At 46.6% G+C, this 20,722-nt stretch carries 13 protein-coding genes and 1 pseudogene; 13 read left to right on the top strand and 1 reads right to left on the bottom strand.

Annotation, left to right across the window (positions count from 1 at the left end):
* Positions 1 to 40 precede the first annotated feature (40 nt).
* Positions 41 to 2,554, bottom strand: coding sequence for a TonB-dependent siderophore receptor (locus tag FKW19_RS10535; RefSeq protein WP_089179167.1), 2,514 nt, complete (start codon positions 2,552 to 2,554; stop codon positions 41 to 43).
* A 123-nt stretch (positions 2,555 to 2,677) separates the two neighbouring features.
* Between FKW19_RS10535 and FKW19_RS10530 the strand changes: the two genes are divergently transcribed.
* The 13 genes and pseudogenes from FKW19_RS10530 to cydC all read left to right on the top strand — a co-directional run bounded on the left by FKW19_RS10530 (position 2,678) and on the right by cydC (position 20,668).
* Entirely contained in the window at positions 2,678 to 2,836 is a 159-nt protein-coding gene (locus FKW19_RS10530) for a hypothetical protein (protein ID WP_238331205.1), read from the top strand.
* A gap of 414 nt (positions 2,837 to 3,250) precedes the next feature.
* A complete protein-coding gene (locus FKW19_RS10520; protein ID WP_089179166.1) occupies positions 3,251 to 4,873 on the top strand; it encodes an ABC-F family ATP-binding cassette domain-containing protein in 1,623 nt (540 codons plus the stop codon).
* A gap of 455 nt (positions 4,874 to 5,328) precedes the next feature.
* Positions 5,329 to 5,607 carry a hypothetical protein gene (locus tag FKW19_RS10515; protein ID WP_006117250.1) on the top strand — a complete coding sequence of 93 codons (279 nt, stop codon included), beginning with the start codon at positions 5,329 to 5,331 and terminating at the stop codon, positions 5,605 to 5,607.
* A gap of 90 nt (positions 5,608 to 5,697) precedes the next feature.
* Positions 5,698 to 5,938, top strand: a pseudogene (locus FKW19_RS16020) (acyl-CoA dehydrogenase); the annotation flags it as partial.
* Positions 5,939 to 6,801: 863 nt separating this feature from the next.
* A complete protein-coding gene (aspT, locus tag FKW19_RS10505) occupies positions 6,802 to 8,493 on the top strand; it encodes an aspartate-alanine antiporter (RefSeq protein WP_089179165.1) in 1,692 nt (563 codons plus the stop codon).
* Positions 8,494 to 8,518: 25 nt separating this feature from the next.
* A complete protein-coding gene (locus FKW19_RS10500; protein ID WP_089179164.1) occupies positions 8,519 to 10,108 on the top strand; it encodes a bifunctional aspartate transaminase/aspartate 4-decarboxylase in 1,590 nt (529 codons plus the stop codon).
* Positions 10,109 to 10,225: 117 nt separating this feature from the next.
* Positions 10,226 to 11,326: an asparaginase gene (locus FKW19_RS10495; RefSeq protein ID WP_006117247.1), complete on the top strand. Its 1,101-nt coding sequence runs from the start codon at positions 10,226 to 10,228 to the stop codon at positions 11,324 to 11,326.
* 31 nt (positions 11,327 to 11,357) lie between these two features.
* Positions 11,358 to 12,347: a transporter gene (locus FKW19_RS10490; RefSeq protein WP_089179163.1), complete on the top strand. Its 990-nt coding sequence runs from the start codon at positions 11,358 to 11,360 to the stop codon at positions 12,345 to 12,347.
* Between the two features lie 273 nt (positions 12,348 to 12,620).
* Positions 12,621 to 13,373 (top strand): tetratricopeptide repeat protein, encoded by a 753-nt coding sequence (locus FKW19_RS10485; RefSeq protein WP_193561041.1) that lies wholly within the window; start codon positions 12,621 to 12,623, stop codon positions 13,371 to 13,373.
* A 148-nt stretch (positions 13,374 to 13,521) separates the two neighbouring features.
* The gene (locus FKW19_RS10480; RefSeq protein WP_089179161.1) at positions 13,522 to 15,960 is read left to right on the top strand and encodes a TonB-dependent siderophore receptor; all 2,439 of its coding nucleotides are present in this window, start codon (positions 13,522 to 13,524) and stop codon (positions 15,958 to 15,960) included.
* 103 nt (positions 15,961 to 16,063) lie between these two features.
* Positions 16,064 to 16,753, top strand: coding sequence for a Fe2+-dependent dioxygenase (locus FKW19_RS10475; protein ID WP_089179160.1), 690 nt, complete (start codon positions 16,064 to 16,066; stop codon positions 16,751 to 16,753).
* Positions 16,754 to 17,291: 538 nt separating this feature from the next.
* The gene (cydD, locus tag FKW19_RS10470; RefSeq protein WP_193561044.1) at positions 17,292 to 18,980 is read left to right on the top strand and encodes a thiol reductant ABC exporter subunit CydD; all 1,689 of its coding nucleotides are present in this window, start codon (positions 17,292 to 17,294) and stop codon (positions 18,978 to 18,980) included.
* Positions 18,977 to 20,668, top strand: coding sequence for a thiol reductant ABC exporter subunit CydC (gene cydC, locus FKW19_RS10465; RefSeq protein ID WP_089179158.1), 1,692 nt, complete (start codon positions 18,977 to 18,979; stop codon positions 20,666 to 20,668). Before cydD ends, cydC begins: the two co-directional genes overlap by 4 nt.
* The last annotated feature ends 54 nt before the right edge of the window (positions 20,669 to 20,722 follow it).

The following is a 20,722-nucleotide window of genomic DNA, read 5'->3' as shown; positions in this document are numbered from 1 at the left end:
ATCATAGTGGCCCCGTAGATGCGGGATGGATGCGATATTTCTAAAACCTCACATCCGCTTTTAAGTAGTAAAAACCACCATTAATACCAAGTTGTGATGTGCTCATGTAATACTGAGGCACACCGAGGTAGCGGTTACTGTCTGGCACGCGTGAGGGAAGGGCATTGAACAGGTTGTTTGCCCCAAGCGTAAAGGACAGTTGCGGCATAACCCGGTAGGTAATGTCCAGATTAGTTACAAATTTGGGCGTGTTATGGAATTGCGTAAAGGAATAAGCGCTTACGCTGGCGCTATTGGTTGGCCCTGTATAGTCAGTAAGTTCTGAAGTGGTTTGCCCCCAGCGTATTTCATGCACGCCTACAGTCCATTTGCCATCACTGCTGGTAAAGCGGCCACCCCAGATCATTTTGCTACGTGGATAAGCTGTTGTGATGTAGGCAATACTTTGGGCCGTAAGCAGGGGCGTGCCATCTGCTGCGTTGCTTTGGTGTGTCAGGCGCGTGCGGTTCAGGTTGATACCCACATCCCAGTCAATACGGCCTATTGTAGGGCTTAATTCCGTTGGATACGTGGCGGTAATATCCAGCCCTTGCGTGCGCGTGCTGGCCACGTTTGCAAACCAGTGGGTGGAAAGAGAACTGCCCCACGTGGCGGCATCAGCCGGAAGTGTAAATCCGTTCATTTGCAAAGCAGAAAGAGCATCCGTACCATATACGTTACCGCCCGGCAGAATCTGATCGCGTAGGTTTATCTGGTAAACATCTGCCGTGATATGCAGCCGTTTGACGGGTTCAAGCACAATACCGCCAGAAACATTGGTGGAGCGTTCTGGTTTAAGCGCACTGGCGCCATTTGCACGCGCACCAGGTGAGTTTGCTGCAATAATGCCGCGAGCCGCTGTGGGAGAAACAGCAACAGCACTGTAATATTCTTGCGCCAATGTGGGGGCATGAAACCCGTTTGATATTGTCGCACGTAGGCCAAGCCATGGCAGAGGATCATAACGCAGCGCTGCCTTGCCTGTTTCTGTATCGCCTACATCTGTATAATGTTCGTAACGGCCCGCCAGATCGAGTTGCACGTTCTTGGCAAGATGAGTGGCAATATCAATATAACCACCAATAACATCGCGGCTATAATTGCCTGCATTGGCAGCTACTGTGCCCTGCAATGCATCAGACCCGCTACTATAGGTGGAATCTGGAGATCCTGTGCCAATACTGTAGCTTTCATAGCGATAGGATGCACCTCCAGCTACGTTGATAGCATACGGCCAGCCGGGAATATGGAAGGCTTTGCTGAGATCAAACGTGTTGCTCCATTGCTCATTATTGTAGCCCTGAGCATTAAAATTTGTAGGTGTGCGGCCTGTATCTGTTGAAAGGGCAAGATTGGCTGAATTGGCAATTCCGATCCGGTCATAATCACGCCCGTAAACGGATGACAGATCCCAGTGCCAGTTATCAATTTCGCCACGTAGGCCTGCCGTTACTTCCCAATCATTTTCATCCATCGTCATGACAGGGGAATAACCATTTGGATAAATGGCGGCATAAGCCGGGTAATTATCCAAAGAGCTGGCTGTCCGATAATTCTGGAAGGATTCAGCATGGCGGTGCGCATAGGTGGCTACCGCATAAGCTTCCAGATTATCCAGTATATGATATCCGGCTTTTACAGCTACAGTCTCGCGCGTTTGTTCAGGCTGGCCTAGAAGTTTGTTGATTTTTGTGTTCGTGCGCAGGTCTGGCGCACTGCGATATGTGTGATCTTCATGCACATAATCACCGCTGACATGGATATACCCGCGATCTGTCAGCTTTGCGCCACCATCCATGTAAATGCCTTGCTCAAACCCATCCTTTGAGGCCGTGATGCCCGTAAGGGATTGGGCATGAAAGCCATGATCCTGCTTTTTAAGAATGATGTTCACCACACCAGCCACAGCATCTGACCCGTACTGGGCTGATGCGCCATCTCGCAGAATTTCAACATGATCAATGGCAGCAAGTGGAATCATGTCTACATCAACAGGCGTACTTCCCTGTTGAGGGCCGGGGTCTGCATAAATATTGGCTGTGGTGTGCCGACGCTTACCATCCACAAGCACAAGAGTTTCATTCGGGCTTAGCCCGCGCAGACTGAAGGCCGATGTAAGGGCTCCTGCATCGTAACCACTGGTTGGCATGGTTAAAGAAGGGGCAAGTTGGGTGAGTGCTTCACGGAGGGAGGGCATGCCTGTTTCTGAAAGCTGGCGTGCCGTAATGATATCTACAGGCGAAATACTATCTCGTGCTTTTTTGCCAATTTCACGGGTGCCAGTCACAATAACAGCTTCAGTACCGCCAGTTGCGGGTTGTGCAGCAACAGGATGCGGATCGGATACTGTTAATTGCCGGGCGCGGGAAGTCGAAGGGGCTTTTTTCCCTGTGGTTTGATGCTGTTTAGGTAAGGAGCTGCTTTCATTCTGGGCATGTACTGGTTCAGCCAATAAGCAGAATATGGAGGTTGTTCCCAAAAAGAGAGGGCGTGTGATGTTAGCTGGACGAGCCATGATCGAACGGGATGAACGCACAATAAGCTCCTAAAAAACGCATAGAATTCATATACACGATCATATAAGTAGATTAATGTTTTCAACATATTTTTTTGTATTATATGGAGGAACTTTAAATTTGTGGCGGATTTGCAACATTTGAGAGAACCCACTTTGGTAGGTATAAACTGTTTTATTAGAAATAAAGGCGGTCTGATTGCAGATCCTATTTGTGAACGCTTTATTATTGCGGGTAGAAGAATTGATTCTGAACTTAAAAATCTTGCATCCTGCCAATAATTTTTGTCTGGCTTAGTGACCAAATATTATGATTTTGTTTTTGTAAATCTTGCAGATGCATTTACCCTGCTTTCCGTAACGATGCTAAGAGAGCTTGGCGCGATATTATTGATCCCAAAACAAAGTTATGATTTTTACCTGAGATGCAGTTGGAAGCAGGAATGATCTATTTGCAGGAAACGCAACTTAGCGCTGCGGCACAATATGCCAGTGATTTTATAGTTAATAAAATAACAAAAACAATTTAAGAAAATATATATTCATTGTTCTGTTGATATTCTTGGTAATTGGGCCAGATTACGCGCAGTTACGCCCCTCCATATGTAAATTTGAGCTTCCCTATTTACGCTCAGCAAGGGTTACGCAATAAGGGGCCTCCGGTTTTGCTTATTCCATTTAGTTATCTGAGGCCCAATGATCCGTCTTGACACTATCAGCAAGTACAATGGCCATCGTGTCATTTTTGTCGATGCCTCTGCTTCGCTCCAAAAAGGTGAGAAAATCGGGTTAGTCGGGCCAAATGGTGCCGGTAAGACAACACTATTCCGTCTTATTACAAAAGAGGAAGAGCCCGATGAAGGGAATGTCTTGATTGATCGGGGCATCACAATCGGTTTTTTCAATCAGGATGTGGGGGAGATGGCCGGCCGCAGCGCTGTGGCAGAGGTTATGGATGGTGCTGGCCCGGTTGCCGAGGTTGGAGCTGAACTGGCCGAGCTGGAGGCTGCGCTAGCAGATCCAGAACGTTTGGATGAACTGGATGCCATTCTCGAACGGTTTGGCGAAGTGCAAGGGCGGTTTGAGGAGTTAGGCGGCTATGCGCTAGATGGCCGCGCGCGCGAAGTTTTGCATGGATTAGGCTTTAGTCAGGAAATGATGGACGGTGACGTAGGCCGTCTTTCTGGCGGGTGGAAAATGCGTGTGGCACTTGCACGTATTCTGTTAATGAAACCAGATGTCATGCTGTTGGATGAACCAAGCAACCATCTTGATTTGGAAAGCCTGATCTGGCTGGAACAATTTCTGGCTGGTTATGATGGCGCTTTGCTGATGACCTCGCATGACCGTGCTTTCATGAACCGCGTTATCAATAAAGTAATTGAAATTGATGGCGGTGTGCTCACCAGTTTTTCAGGTGATTACGAGTTTTACGAACAGCAGCGTGCCTTAAATGAAAAGCAGCAGCAGGCTCAGTTTGAGCGCCAACAGGCTATGCTGGCCAAGGAAGTGGCATTTATCGAACGTTTCAAGGCACGGGCTTCTCATGCTGCACAAGTACAGAGCCGCGTTAAGAAATTAGATAAGATTGACCGTATTGAGCCACCAAAACGCCGCCAAACGCTTTCCTTCACTTTTCCTCCTGCTCCACGTTCCGGTGATGTTGTTGTTAACTTGCGTGGTGTGGATAAAGCATATGGCAGCCGAGTGATTTACAAAAACCTTGATCTGTTGATCCGTCGGCAAGAGCGTTGTTGCGTGCTGGGTATCAACGGGGCAGGGAAATCAACTTTGTTGAAGCTTGTTACTGGAAGCACAGAACCAGATGCTGGCACGGTTACCCTTGGTGGTAGCGTCAAGATGGGATATTTTGCGCAGCATGCCATGGATCTATTGGATGGTGACCGTACTATTTTTGAAACTCTCAATGATGCTTTTCCGCTTGCATCTCAAGGATCATTGCGGTCATTAGCGGGAAGTTTTGGCTTTTCTGGCGATGATATTGATAAATTATGCCGCGTCCTTTCCGGAGGGGAAAAGGCACGTTTGGTTTTGGCATTGATGCTGTACGATCCGCCGAACTTTTTGGTGCTTGATGAACCAACAAACCACCTTGATATCGCAACCAAGGAAATGTTGATTACAGCTTTGGCTGATTATGAGGGCACAATGCTCTTTGTTTCCCATGATCGTCACTTTCTAGCCGCTCTTTCCAACCGTGTTCTGGAACTTACACCAGAAGGGCTTCTCCGTTACGATGGTGGATATACGGAATACGTTGCGCGAACCGGACGTGAAGCTCCAGGACTGCATGAGTGATGCATTATTCAAACTGAATTTGGATTTTATTCCGACCTAGTTCGGCCCGTATCTTCTTTTACAGATTTCCAACCATGAGCTTACCATGGTTTCTGTAAGAAGTGCGGGCGATTGTGCTGCCCTGTAGCGCAATAAGAGTAGATGAGTTGCTAAATAGGTAGAAGATTGGAAGAGTAAGTTTTTTCGGTCCATGTGAATAAAAATCTGTTGGCTGCATGAGCCGCGTAAGAGAATGAGTTAATCTTTTCACATATTTTTCAAAATATTATGAATATTCATTGTGGTAAATGCATCAAAACATAAAGAAAATATCTTATTTATTTTAGTATCGTATCGGTTTTCTTATAAAATATTTGTAATCATTTCCCGTTTTTGAAACTTTACACAGACCGAGAGGTTTTGTGTCTGGCGGCTAGATTAAAAGACCGTCTCATCTCAAAAAAAGGAAGAGCGCAATGGTCAATCAAGGCGGCAGCCATGAACAGCACGTAAAAGCTGGTGAGCAAAGCCATAAAAACACCGGTAGCTCGCATACTGAAAAGAATGCGGGCGAACATAGCTCTGGCACGCGGGGCGGCACGCATGAACAGCATGTAAAAGCTGGTGAGCAGAGCCACAAAAATACAGGCACATCGCACGATGAGAGGAACACGGGCAAACATAGTTCTGGCACACGGGGCGGCACACATGAGCAACATGTTAAAGCTGGCCAGCAGAGTCATAAAAACACCTGACTTCGTGCTAAATACTGGAGGCATCAGCAAGATTGCTGGTGCCTCTAGGCACGGCATGTTTGGATGCAGGTAGAAGAAAGAATAGTGTTTTCATTGGGGCGATGTTTAGAAGGACATGTCAATGTTATCCGATTGATGGAGCTTTATGGTAAATCAGAGCAACGCCATGAGTTTGCTTAGCGCCTCCGAAGTGGAATATTAGCAGGCATTTGGGTTACGGATGGCGCCCCCTTGTTATGATCAAGCAAGCGGTACAGGTGCCTACGATTTTACAGATGTTGTTATTTCTCCAGATTGTATTCTTGCCTCAGCCGGAGACTATTTATGGCAATCCGCATAAACGCCAATGCGAAATAATTGTCTGGATATTACCTCAAAAGCATCATCAATATATTTATCTTGCGCGATAATTCTCTGTTTTTCCAAAATAGGTTTTGTCGGTAGGCAATATAGGGAATACATAAAGCCGGATTATCAGGATCTTCTGAAGACATAATGATACGTCTCGTCAAAGAAGAGTAAGGTGGTTTTTTAAAACGTATCAGAGGTATAAAAGTTCAATTTAATATTTCATGGCTCTGATAGCGATGGAGACATAATATTTTAAAGTATTGTGAAAATTTACAGTCTCTTGGTCATCATGTTCTACTTTATTTTTCATTGTAAAGCAGGAAATTAATTGATTATGAGAATTTAGCATACGGATACATCTTGGTTTTCTAAATATTCTGCTGATTGATGAAAGAATCTAAGGATGAGTTTTATCGTAAAAGTTAAGTGGATATATGTATAATTACATTATTTACTCATGGTTTGCGTGGCAGGTATATAAGAAAAACTTGACATTTTTGTCTATTTTAATTTGACAATTATGAATCTGCATTTTTTATATATAGTTAAATAATTTATGTTTATACGTTATTTAATGAAAACAATAATGCATTATTTATTTATATTTTAATAAAATGAAAATAATAACTTTAAGATAAGCATATCAACAATGGTAAAAACTAAAATAAATAAAAATGTAATATTTATTATAAGTATAAAATTAGAATATTTTAAGTATTGTTACTTAAATGAAATGTAATAACAAAAATAAAATTAAATTAATTGACTCGAATCAATTACAAGTGCGTGAGTTCATATATATGTTGCGCAGTTCGGATAGAATAAATTCTAAGGAACTTCATTTTGCACGCATTCACTGCTCTTTTATCCGGCCTGTTTGGTGCGTGTCCGGAAATGGCTCTGTTTCTTGCGCTGGTTATAGGGTGCTGGATTGGACGCTTTCGTTTCGGTTCGTTCCAGCTTGGTGGTGTGGCAGGCTCGCTTCTGGCGGCCGTGCTTATTAGCCAAGTGGGCGTTCATATTGATTCTGGCATCAAGAGCGTTCTGTTTGCTCTTTTTATCTATGCTGTAGGCTATCAAAGTGGCCCGCAGTTTTTCCGTTCCTTGGGGCGGCAGTCTCTTAAGGAAATTCTGATGGCTGTTGTGCTGGCTATTACGGGGTTAATTACCGTTGTAGCTGTTGCGCGTATATTCCATCTTGATAAAGGGCTTGCTGCGGGGCTTGCTGCAGGTGGGCTTACCCAGTCGGCCATTATTGGCACGGCAGGATCATCATTGGAAAAAATTGGCCTGCCGCTTGCGCAGGTGCAGCAGCTTCAAGGCAATGTTGCTGTTGGATATGCCGTAACGTATATCTTTGGTTCCATCGGGCCTATTCTTCTATGCGTTAACGTTCTGCCATGGTTCATGAAGCGTGGTATCCGTGAAGATGCCATCCGTGCTGAAGCCGAGCAGGCGGGCGGGGTGCATGTTATGGGCGAGGGTGAGGTTTCTGCTTTCCCTAATCTTGTTGGGCGTGCGTACCGTTTAACACAGTCTGATCTGACTGTTGCAAGCGTGGAAAGCATGGCTGCTGGCGTTACGGTAGAGCAGGTGCTGCGTAATGGTAAACCAGCCGGAGTAGGGGCTGATACGCCGCTATTGCCGGGTGATCAGATTTTGCTTGTTGGGCAGCGTCCAGATGTCCTGTCCGCTGGGCAGAGCATCGGGCAGGAAATTGGTGAAGTTCCGGGGCTGGATCTTTCCCTCATTCGCCGGGATGTTGTCTTGTCCCGTAAGGATTTTGTAGGAAAAACTGTTGATCAATGCGTGCAGTCTCTTTCTGCTGCTGTGCGTCATGGTGTTTACCTTGTTGCGCTCTCCCGCGCAGGTAAGGCCGTGCCTATTACGGGCTCCATGCAGGTAAAAGACGGAGATATTGTGACGTTGCTTGGCACATCAGCAGATGTGCAGAGGGCAGCAGCCCAAATTGGCACAATCCTTCTTCCCAGTATCAAAACCGATCTTGTTTTCCATTCTCTGGGTGTAGCCCTTGGTTTGTTGATTGGTTTGGGTGTGGTGCATATGGGGTCTGTTCCACTTACACTTGGCAGTGGTGGCGGAGCTTTGCTGTCCGGGCTGCTGTTTGGTTGGTATCAAAGCCGACATCCCGTTATGGGGAATATGCCGCAGGGGGCCTCAACTTTTCTGGTAGATTTCGGGTTGGCTGGCTTTGTGGCCGTAACTGGTTTGCAAACGGGCCAGCAAGCCATTGCCACCATCATGCAGCATGGCATAACGCTCTTTCTCTTGGGGGTGGTTGTTACACTGGTGCCACTTATTCTCACCATGTTTTTTGGGCGCTATGTGCTGCGCTATAATAATACGGCCATTTTTGCAGGTGCTCTGGCTGGTTCTCGCAGTGCCAACCCTGCTTTTGGTGAAGTGCTGAACAAGGCGGGTAACGCTGTTCCCACCACACCCTTTGCCATTACTTACGCGGTTGCAAACGTACTGCTTACGCTACTTGGACCACTTGTGGTCGCATTTTCCTGAATACTGAAAAAAAGGAAACGTAATAATGACAATCGACTATTCGAAGTTTCGTGATCTCAGCCCATTTGAACTTAAAGATACGCTCATCAGTCTTGCTTCATCAAAGGCTGATCGCGTTATGCTAAATGCAGGCCGGGGGAACCCCAACTTTTTGGCAACACTGCCGCGTGCGGCTTTTTTCCTGCTTGGGCAGTATGCTTTGGCAGAAGCGCGCCTATTTCTTTCCTATCTGTCACCGGGGCTTGGGGGCACGGTACGGATTGAAGGCATTGAAGCACGCTTTGATCGCTTTATTGAAAGCAATGAAGATAAAGAAGAAGCAGCACTTTTGGGGCATGCCCTAAGTTATGTGCGTGATCAGATGGGGCTGCCTGCCGATACATTTCTTGTTGAAATGGTGGAAGGTATTCTGGGCTGTTACTATCCAACTCCCCCACGTATGCTGACACTGAGCGAGAAAATTGTTGGCCAGTATGTGCTGCGCGAAATGGTGGGGGGCCGGATATCTCTGGATTCCACAGATTTTTTCGCAACAGAGGGCGGCACGGCGGCTATGGCCTATGTGTTTAATTCGCTCAAGCAGAATGATCTGATCAAAAAAGGAGATAAGGTGGCTATTGGTATGCCAATCTTCTCTCCCTATATCGAAATTCCACAGCTTGAAGAATATGGCCTTGAAGTTGTGCCTGTACAGGCAGACCCTTCTCTGGATTGGCAGTATCCGGAAAGCGAGTTGGAAAAGCTGCGTGATCCAGCAGTTAAAATGTTCTTCTGTGTGAACCCCAGCAACCCGCCATCAGTCAAAATGAATGATGCATCGCTGGAGAAAATTGCATCCATTGTTAAAGATCGTCCAGATCTGATGATCCTGACAGATGATGTCTATGGCACGTTTGCTGATGGTTTCCGCTCGCTGTATGCAATCTGCCCGCGCAATACGATCCTTGTTTACTCCTTCTCTAAATATTTTGGGGCAACGGGGTGGCGTCTTGGCGTTATCGGCATGCACAAGGATAACGCGATTGATGCACGTTTGGCGCAGCTTCCGGCAGATGCAAAAGCAGCACTGGCAAAGCGTTATTCCAGCCTGACCACAGATTCTGCTGATCTGAAGTTTATTGACCGATTGGTGGCGGATAGCCGTGCTGTAGCACTTAACCACACGGCGGGCCTTTCTACGCCACAGCAGGTTCAGATGGTGCTTTTCTCTTTGTTTGCACTCATGGATCACGAAGGCCGTTATAAAGCTACACTCAAGAGTGTTATCCGCCGTCGAGAAGCCGCGCTCTACCATGAACTAGGTGTGGCGCCATCAGAAGATGCAAACGCGGTAGATTACTACACGCTGATTGATCTGGAAGACACCTGCCGTGCTCTGTATGGCGAAAACTTTGCTCAGTGGATGCTCAAGCGCGCCAGCACAGGTGAAATTCTGTTCCGGATTGCAGATGAAACTGGTATTGTACTGCTTCCCGGCGCAGGGTTTGGAACCACACGCCCATCAGCCCGTGCATCTCTCGCCAATCTGAATGAATTCCAGTATGCCGCAATTGGTCGTTCATTGCGCAAGATGGTTGAGGAATATCATGCTGAGTTTGTGAAGACTCAGGCGTAATGAACGTTGTGTCTGGAAGGATAAGGTTCTTCTTTCGGTAGGTTTGGTTTTTTTAACGATGAGAAGGAGAGGTAAGGGCATTCCCTTATCTCTCTGCGTCGGAAAGAGTGTTCTTTTATGGTTTCTGTGCGCGGTCTGCCTATTCTTGCTGCAATTTTGGGAGTAGCTTCTGTTATGCCTGTTTTTTCCCACGCAGAAGGGGCCAGTGCACCTCCTGTTGCGCATAAGCAGGTTTCCTTGCCACGTGTGCTTGTGCTGGCTACAGGAGGCACAATATCCGGTAAGGCCGATACCCGTTCTGCTATTGGCTATGATGCCGGTGCCGTAACTGGTGAGCAGTTGATTGCAGGTGTGCCAGGAGTTGAAAAACTGGCCCAATTGCAGGTGGAGCAGATCTCCAACATCGCTTCTCAGAACATGAACAGTCAGGTCTGGTTTAAGTTGGCTGAACGTATTCGGCAAGCGTTTGCCAATAACGAAGTTGATGCCGTTGTGATCACTCACGGAACTGATACGATGGAAGAAACGGCCTTCTTCCTGGATAATGTGATTGGGGATGCACGCCCGGTTATTTTAACTGGAGCAATGCGGCCGAGCACGGCCATTAGTGCAGATGGCCCCGCTAATATGTATGAAGCCGTAAAGGTAGCGGCAGACCCGCAGGCCCGCGGAAGAGGCGTTCTGGTTGTGCTGAATGATGAAGTGCAATCTGCGCGTGGCGTGAGCAAAATGCATACAACTGCGCTACAAACATTTCATTCACCTAATCTGGGCCCAGTGGGTTATGTTGATCCAGCAAGCGTGCGTTTTGTTGCCCCAGCCAAACCTCAGCAGCATCTCGATTTACCGGCAGATCACACATTGCCACGGGTGCAAATTGTATATGCCCACGCAGATATGGATGCCCAGCAAATTGATGATGCCGTAAAAAATGGGGCTCGGGGTATTGTCATTGCAGGTATGGGGGATGGAAATGTCTCAACAGATGCCTTGGCAGGCATAGAACGCGCCACAAAGTCTGGCGTGATTGTTGTGCGTTCTACCCGCGTAGGCAACGGTTTTGTAAACCGCGATGTGGAAGTGGATGATGATCACTACGGGCTTGTGGCCTCTATGGATCTGAACCCACAAAAGGCACGGATACTTTTGCAGCTTTTGCTGGCTAATGGAAAAACCTCAGCAGCAGATATTCAAAAAGCTTTCAGCGCAGGCTTTTGAGCAGAAAGAACTCAGCAGGATGAGTAAGTGAATGAGAGTACGCCTTAAGCAATGGGCATATGCAGGTGGCAAGGTTTCCGTAAGAAAAGCGTTTGTCTGCTTTCTTGCATCTGGTGGGAGCTTTGCATCCGCCCATGCAGATCAGTGGTATACAGGCTCGCTCGTTTCCCCTTCTGGCACAACGCGGGAAGGGGTGCTGAATGTTGAACCTTATTATTCCTATAGCCAGCCCTTAGGGTCTTTTGATGCGCATGGACGGGCAGGGCCTGCATCTCACCCTATGCAACGCATGTTTTCCAATTCAACTCTTTGGAAATACGGGATTTCTCAGGATTTCAGCATTCAAGTCCATACCATTGTAGATTATGGATGGAAACATGCAGATGGCCATTCTCATGGCCCCAAAACAGGTGATGTGCCTGTTGATCTTATCTATCGTTTGGTGCGGCCTAATCCTAAACGTTACATTCCGGCGTTTAACCTGTTTGCAGGCATGATTTTTCCTACAGGGGATTACAAAAAACTTGGTGATGCACAGGACGGAGTAGGGAGTGGTGCATACGTTTTCCGCTTTGCCTTGACTGAGCAATCTACTTATACATTACCGGGCAACCATGAACTGCGCCTGCGTGTATGGAACTGGTTCCGGCGTGCTGTAACATCCGCTAAACTTACGGATGTGACCAGTTATGGCACCGCTCACGGGTTCCGTGGCCGTGGTCAACCGGGAATGAGCGGCCAGACGGGTTTTTCATTAGAATATGGTTTAAGCCAGAAATGGGTTCTGGCCATGGATCTTGCACGAGACTGGTCTAATGGGTCTACGCTTCGTGGGCATGATGGTAACGGCACTTACATCCATAAAACAGGAACATCCGGAACGGATTGGCAAATTGCTCCTGCGTTTGAGTATAATTGGAATGCACGTTGGGGGGTTATTGTGGGCTCGGCATTTTATTTTGCAGGACACAATAAGAGTATTCAGGTTTCCCCACAGTTTGCAGTCAATGCCATGTTCTGAGGTTAGCTTTGTAAGATTTTTGAGTATTGCTTTAACGCGAGCAGAATTTTTATAGATAACACTTGTAATGACAAGAGCAATGGTGGATGCCGTGTTCTTGTCTGCGACCTGCTTTGGTGATTTTAACCAGATACCTGTCATAACAATTCAATGATATTTTGTTGCTGGATGCTCATTTCAACGTGAGAATTAAAAAATCTCAGTATATGTATTATTGAGAATAATTTGCATTATCCTTATGTTGCATACCCTTATCAGGGAGGGTTTACGGTAATGTATTTTAGAAAATTCTGGAGATATGGGAAAAGGAAGAAAGACGTTTCTAAACCTGTGGAATTACCCTCTGAGATAGAAGCTATTCGCCAGAAAGCGTTGCGTGGGTACCATTTGGAGCAGGTGTTATGGGGTAAAATCCTTTTAGACAGTGTATATTTACCTTCAGATCCCGAAACGGCGATTATATGGTTTCGCATGGCTGCTCAGGCAGGGTATGGGCCAGCACATAACATGCTGGGGCGCTGTTATTATTTTGGCTGGGGATGCACCCAAAGCTATCAGAAAGCCATTACCCATTACACTTTAGCGGCAAAATTACATGATAATTGGGGGCGCTATAATCTGGCGATCATGACAATGCGGGGTATTGGCATGCCGCAGGATCTTCCGTCTGCATTTGCGCTTTTTCAAGAAGGAGCCCAAGCTGGGCACGCAAAGTCCATGAATATTTTAGCAAGATTTTACGAAGAGGGGTGGGTTATTTCTCGAGATAAGAAAAAAGCGATCACGCTGTATAAGCAATCAGCACAAAAAGGTGATTACCGAGGCCAGCACAATTATGCGGTATGGTTGGCAGAGCAAGGATATATTGAAGAAGCAATGTTATGGTGGCAGCAAGCTGTACCGCAAGCCACATTAGATGTTTTGCTTGCAATACAAGATATTACGCAACATTTGCAACACAGTTCAATTTATAATTTGAAAAATATGATAGAAAAAAGAATAGGTTTAAATAAAAATAATAATTAATAAAATATACTTTCTAATTGAGTGTGCATATTGATATATTTATAGGAATATAGATATCATAAAATTATTTTAATAATCTTTAAGTTGCGAATCATTCGCGGAAAATTCTATATGCAACTCACTCGCATTAATATTTTTGTAAAGTCTCATGACAGATTTATCTTCATCTCGGCAGATACCTACATCTTCTTTTATGTTTGGCTTGGCTATGGGGTGGGGTACACTTTCATTGCTAACAGGGGATGCATACGCATCGTCTGTCGCAGCAGAAGGGCAGTCTCTTAAAAATCAGAAGGTCCCGGAAGCCATAGATGCTTCATCCAAAGCAACTCTTGCCACATCCGGTAAGAAAGGGCCGCATTCTGCCAAGCAGAAAGATGGCTCAGAGGCAGAGGAATGGGTGGTTACTGCATCCCCCATGAACACGCTTCGGACACCCATGGGTATTAGCCGAATGCCGCATGATGCTTTGCATACCCCGCAAACTATTAACGTGGTGCCGCAAATTCTCATGCAGCAGCAGAATGTGAAATCTCTGGATGAGGCTCTTAAAAACGTTCCGGGTATTACGGCTTCCGTTGGGGAAGGTGAAGGCGGAATGGCAGGAGATCAGTTTCTGATCCGAGGCTTTGCCGCTCAGAATGATATTTATGAAAATGGCTTACGCGATTTTGGTGTTTATACGCGTGATAGCTTTGATTACGAAAATGTGGCCGTTATTAAAGGTCCATCATCACAGGTATTTGGTAATGGCACCACAGGCGGCGCTATTAATATTACAACCAAAACACCCACATTAAAAAATCATATTCGCGCTTCGTTTTCTGGCGGAAGCGGACAATATTATCGTGGCACATTGGATTTTAACCGCATGCTTACGGATAGTATTGGTATCCGTATTACAGGCATGGGGAATGAAAACAATACTGTTGGGCGAGATTATGTTTATTCTCACAGATGGGGTATTTCACCGTCTATTACATTCGGTATGGGAAAAAAGCTTTCTTATACCCTAGAATACTTTCACCAAACAGATAATCGTGTTCCAGATTACGGTGTGCCTGTGCTGAAAAAACCGGGAGCGGCTTATGGCAAACCAGCCACAGAATATGGTGTCAAACGCACCAATTGGTATGGCACCACGTTTGATCAGGATAACTCCAGTGTGGATATGCTAACAGGGCGTTTAAAGTGGGAGGCTTCTCCCTACGTTACTGTGTATAATGATACACGCGGTGGGCTTTATAGCCGGTATTTTTCTGCTTCACAGGAAGGCTGCACAAGCAGTCAGCTCTCTTATAATGCCAGCGGTGGGCTCAAGAATGGGGCTGCCTATAATTGTAATACCGATTTCTTTGGTGGGAATGCGGCAGCGGCCAAGCTTTCCAGAACTGGTGGCGTGTTTGGGCCAAATCCGTATCAGCAAAATGATTGGTCTGTGCAAAATGTGCTTTCTGCAGTTGCCAAGTTTGATACAGGTAGCGTGAAGCACGAAATGATTGGCGGCGTAGATATCATGCATGTGTATGATCGCCGCGAAAATTTTGCCTATAATAATGCAGTTGCGCGTCAATACGTAAATCTTCTGGATCCATCTCCAATCGTGCCGGGGCTGAATGTTGTAAATGGGTCTTCTATGCCCGGAGGGTTGGTCAACACAGCTACAGCTGGGCAGAAAAAATGGAAAACAGGCGATGCAACAGATGTAGGGGCTTTTTTTTCAGAACAGGCCCAGCTTGCCCCGTGGTTTTCTGTTAGGGCAGGTTTTCGGTGGGATCACTGGGATACGCATTACAGCATGACTGGCGGAAGCTACGCCAAACCGGATGTGCATATGGGGCAAACGCAGGATACATTTAACCCTAACGTGAGCTTGATGTACACGCCTAATGATCACGGCATGATCTACTTTAACTGGTCGGAATCAACAACGCCATTGGGCTTGTATGTTACAAACAGTTCTGAACCATTGAACTTGAAGGATCAAGGCTCCAAACCAGAACGTAGCCGGCTTTATGAACTAGGAGCTAAATATTCAGCTTTTCATGATCGCATTGGTTTTGCCGCCTCTGTTTTTCGTTTGGAAAAGGGTAATTCCATTCAAACAGACCCAAGCTCTGGTACTGTTACGCCAACCAGCGATACGCAGCGTAACCAAGGTGTGGAGCTGAGTGTTTCTGGCATGATCATGAAAAACTGGAACGTGATTGCCACTTATGCACGGTATGATAGCAAAACACTTTCTGGCACAGCCACAGATGTTGGTAAACAGGTGCAGTATGTTCCCAGAAACCAGGCAACAGTTTGGACAACATATGAGATTGCGCCTTCTAAGCCCTACAATTTTCTTGTAGGCGGAGGGATGACATGGCGGGAAGGTGTGTTTCTTGATAACGCCAATACAGCGCGTGTTCCAGCAAACGTAGAGTTTGATGCAGTTGTTTCCCACCGTTTCGATCAGCATTGGAAAGTTACGATGAATGGTTACAATCTTGCTAATCGTCTGAATTACGGAAATCTGTTCAGTAACCGTGTTACACCGTCTATTGGGCGGGCATTTTTGTTCAATTTGGCAGCGGATTATTGATAGGCTTGCGGCCAGAAATAACGGAGGGAGCGTATAAAAGGTGCTCCTTCCGTTTCTAATATAAAAATAGAACATTCATCAATTATTAGAAAAGTTTTTGACTATGTTCCTGCGCATTCCTTCTGTTCTGACGGCTGATGAGCTTGCCTATTGTCGGATGAAGTTGGAGGCAGCGGAATGGACGGATGGGCGGGAAACAGCCGGAGCGCAATCTGCAAAAAGCAAGAACAATCTACAGTTGCCGCGTCATTCAGACATCTGTTTGGAGTTGGGTGAAGTGGTTTTGCGTGCTTTAGGGCGAAATGCCACGTTTAATAGTGCGGTTTTACCTTACAAAGTAACGCCTCCTTTATTTAACAAATATGAAGGAGGTATGAATTTTGGTGCTCATGTTGATAATGCTATCCGGGGTGTTTTTGTTGGCGGCATTCATACGCGCATTCGTACAGATGTTTCCTCAACATTATTTTTTTCTGCGCCAGAAGAATATGATGGTGGAGAACTGATTATGTATGCCAATGGCGCGGAGCAATCGGTCAAGTTGTCTGCTGGTGATATGGTTATATATCCTACCACGGTATTACATAGTGTCGCACCAGTTACGCGGGGTGTAAGGTTGGCGGCATTTTTTTGGTCACAATCAATGATAGCGGAAGAAAGCCGTCGGCAAATTATGTTTGATCTGGATACACAGATTATATCTCTGCGCGAAAGGTTAGGGGATACGGACCATACTGTTTTAGCACTTACAAATACTTATCATAACTTGATGCGCCAGTGGTGTATTCTGTAATAAATAATTTATAATTACCATAATAAACGTATATTTATCATCATAATTATTTATAGTATTTTAGTATATAAATTTTCTGTATTATTTTTTAATTTAATTATTATCAGCGTGTTGGCCAGTTTAAAGCGTACATGGGTATTCTCATGTGCGCTATTACGCATTGGGTCATGACGAACACGCGGAGGAGTGTGCCGTGTTGTTCCTTAAAAGCATTCTTCTAAAAGCAGATTAGCATCATGTGTTCTGTAGGCTGTGCCTCGGTCATATGCCTTATCTATTCATAACTCTGCATAACCAGAAATCTTTCTTCATGCCTATTTAGCGTGAAAATAGTTAATAAAAATATGTAAGTTAAAGGGCGCATAATCCCAAAAATTTTAGATACTCTATATTTTTATAAATCATATTTTCGAAAATATCCCTTTCCAAGATATCTTGACATAAATAAATACATAATTACATTAACTATGAATTGAGGTGTGGCGCATTCCAAATCCTCATCCGGTTTTTTGTGATGGTGGGGTATGGGTCAATGAGTGTGAAAGTGATGATGCAATCTTCGGGCAACAAAACTCTTGCGGGCTTTACGCGGCGCATAAGCTTTTGGCTTGGTGCATCTGTGCTGCTTGGTGGCGTTGCTGCCGTATTATTGGTGCTACAACTTACTGTTTTCGCGCAAATTGTTGCTGGTCTTGCTTTTCAGCATCACTCTTTGGCAGATGAGATTCCAGCCTTAAAGTGGTTGGTGTTTTTTCTGGTTGCTCGTGCGCTGTTGCAATGGGCTGCCGATATGGTTGCCGCACAAGGTAGCCTGCGCTTGATCTCTAATTTGCGGAGTGAGCTGTTACAACATTTGTTTAATGTTGGCCCAGTGGGTATGGCCGGCCACGCAACAGGGGCAACAGTTACGGCGCTGGATGCTGGGCTAGAAGGGCTGGAACCTTATTTTACCCAGTATATGCCACGTGCTGCCATGATGGTTGTCTTGCCATTTATGATATTGGCAACCGTTTTGCATCTAGATGGCTGGAGCTTCCTAATTCTTGCCTGCACTGGGCCGCTTATTCCCGTTTTTATGGCGCTGGTTGGGTATCGGGCACAGGCGATTATGGATCGACAATGGACCCAACTGCTTTTTCTGGGTTCATCCTTTCTGGATGCATTGCAAGGAATGACAAGCTTACGGTTATTTGGCCGTGCGCGGGATGCTGTTGCTGCGGTGGCTGACATGGCAGATGAATATCGCTGCACAACTATGTCTGTCATGAAAGTGGCATTTCTTACCTCTGCGGTATTGGAGTTTTTTGCCAGTCTGTCCATTGCTCTTGTGGCTGTTGTGTTTGGTGCCCGTTTGCTAGAAGGAAAAGCAGATTTTCAGTCTGCTTTTCTGGTGCTGCTTCTCGCACCAGAATATTTTATGCCTCTGCGAGCTTTTTCTGCCAGTTATCATGCACGGCAAAATGCAACTGCAGCTATGGCAGGTATTAGCAAACTGTTTGCGCTCCCAGCGATGGCGGCACGTCATGAAAATCAGCTCCTTACAGAGACTCTGGTATCTATAAAGTGCGAGAATCTGTCAGCAGAATATGAAGCAAACAGACCAGTTTTATCCAACATAAACTGCACATTTGCACGTGGCACAATCAGCCTGATAACTGGCGAAAGTGGCGCAGGTAAAACAACGTTAGTGCGCTTGCTGCTTGGCCTGTTGTCACCCGTTACAGGGCGCATTGTTGCGGAAGATGCTCACGGCATAGCACATAGGGATTGGCAATCTAATATTGGCTGGGTGCCACAACGGCCTTGTCTCGTACATGGTACAGTGGCGGAAAATTTACGCATGGCAAACCCACAAGCAGATATTGCAAGCCTTCGCAATGTAGCTCGACAAGCCGATGCGCTCTCATTTATCGAATCTTTGCCTCAAGGTTTTGATACTTTGATAGGTGAGCGTGGGACATGTCTTTCTGGTGGGCAGGTGCAGCGGCTGGCATTGGCGCGTGTGTTGTTGCGGAAGCCGCAAATTCTCATTCTGGATGAACCTACAGCCCACCTTGATCCCGAAAGTGAGCAACGTGTGGTGACTGCCATCGCGCATGTTGCAACCCATTGCATTGTCATCGTGATCGCTCATCGTGGGGCAATCATCACTCACGCACAGCAAGTATTGAGGGTGCATAAGGGGCAGGTTTTTAGTGGTCCACATCTGTTGGAGCACGCAGCATGACGCAGTTTTCACGCCTTGCTGTGCTTATGAGACCTATCCGGCGTGAAATGCTGATGGGGCTTGCTCTGGCAGTGTTGGCATCTCTGGCTAATTTTGGGCTGTTGTTTCTGTCTGGATGGCTTTTGGCGGCTGCAGCAGTAGCCGGACTTGGGGGGATTGTTGCGCAAAATGCCTTCAATATTTTTCTGCCCGCGGTAGGCGTCAGGTTTTTTGCCACTGTGCGTATTCTTGCTCGGTACCTAGAGCGTGTGGTGACGCATGATGCCACGCTGCGGTTTATTGGGCGTGTGCGGGCATGGAGTTTTGAGAGCCTTATACCTCAGGCTCCAGCTGTTCTGGCTCGGCAACGTAGTGGGGATATGCTGTTCCGTTTTGTGTCTGACACAGACCGGATGGGGCAGTTTTATCTGGAAGTCATGTTGCCTTTTGCTGTGGCGGCCATTTGTTGCGCTGCATATGTGGTTGTAACGGGCCTTTTTTCTGTTTCCGCCGCCTTGGTGCTGGCGACAGGTCTTTTGTTGTGCGGAACCATAATTCCGTTGATAGCGGCCAAACTTTCAGCATGTGCAACCGCACAGATCAGCCTTCAGCAAGACATTATGCATGCGGATCTGACGGAGATATTACAGGGCATGGGTGAATTTATGTTTCTTGGCGCTGCAGGCAGCGTGCAGGAGCATATTGCACGCCAACAAATCAATATTCGCGTATGCCGCCAAAAAGTGTTGCTGCTGGAAGGAGGTGCTCGCTTCCTAATTACTCTTATCGGCACATTAAGTGCAGTAGCAATGCTGGCTCTTGCTGCGCATGCTTATCATGCAGGCACTCTTTCTGCCGCATGTTTGCCTATGCTGGCGTTAGGTGGGCTTGCTGCGTTTGATGTTGTGGGGCCTTTGCCAGCAGCATGGCAGTTACTGGGGCATGTGCGTGTGGCAGCGCGGCGCGTATTTGCTGTATGTGATCAGCCCCCATGCGTGCCTCTGCCTGCTGTAACAGCCTCTCCAGTTCAACCATTGGATCTGTGCTTTTGTAATTTGGGAATGCGTTACCCAGAAGCAAAATACTGGGCGCTTCGGCATGCAAATCTGTTGATCCAGCAAGGGGAACATGTCGCTCTGGTTGGTCCATCAGGGGCAGGTAAAAGCACGCTGATAAATCTGCTGTTCCGTTTTTATGATTATCAGGAAGGAACAGCCAGTTTTGGCAACGTTGATCTGAAAAACGTTGATGCAGATACCATGTCGCAACATGTTGGTGTTGTTGCGCAGGACTTTCACCTATTTCAGGGCAGTATTCGGCGTAATCTAATGATCGCCCGCTCCAATGCCACAGAAGATGGAATGTGGCGGGCGTTAAAAATTGCGCAGCTAGCAGAGTTTGTGCGGGCTGAGCCAGCAGGGCTTGATACCTTGGTTGGTGAAGAAGGTATTTGCCTTTCTGGCGGCCAGGCGCGGCGGTTGGCCATAGCGCAGGTTGTGCTGCGTGCGCCTGCATGGATCATTTTAGATGAGCCAACGGAGGGGCTGGATGCACAGACGGAGCAGGATCTTATGGCTGCCTTACTTGCTGCACTACCGCCGCAGGCAACCATCATGTGCATTACCCACAACCGCAAAGTGGCGGGATTGATGGACCGTATCGTGCGCGTTGCAGAAGGCCGGTTTTATGAGGTCGGGAAAGCGCCATGATCCGACGATGACCTGATCCTCCCCAAACCTTTATTTGCTTTTACCGTAATCAGG

This window comes from Acetobacter sp. DmW_125128, assembly GCF_008704325.1.
In the GTDB taxonomy this organism is placed as follows: Bacteria; Pseudomonadota; Alphaproteobacteria; order Acetobacterales; family Acetobacteraceae; genus Acetobacter; species Acetobacter oryzifermentans.
The sequence above is the reverse complement of the archived record's forward strand: the minus strand, read 5'-3'. Positions and strand labels throughout refer to the sequence as shown.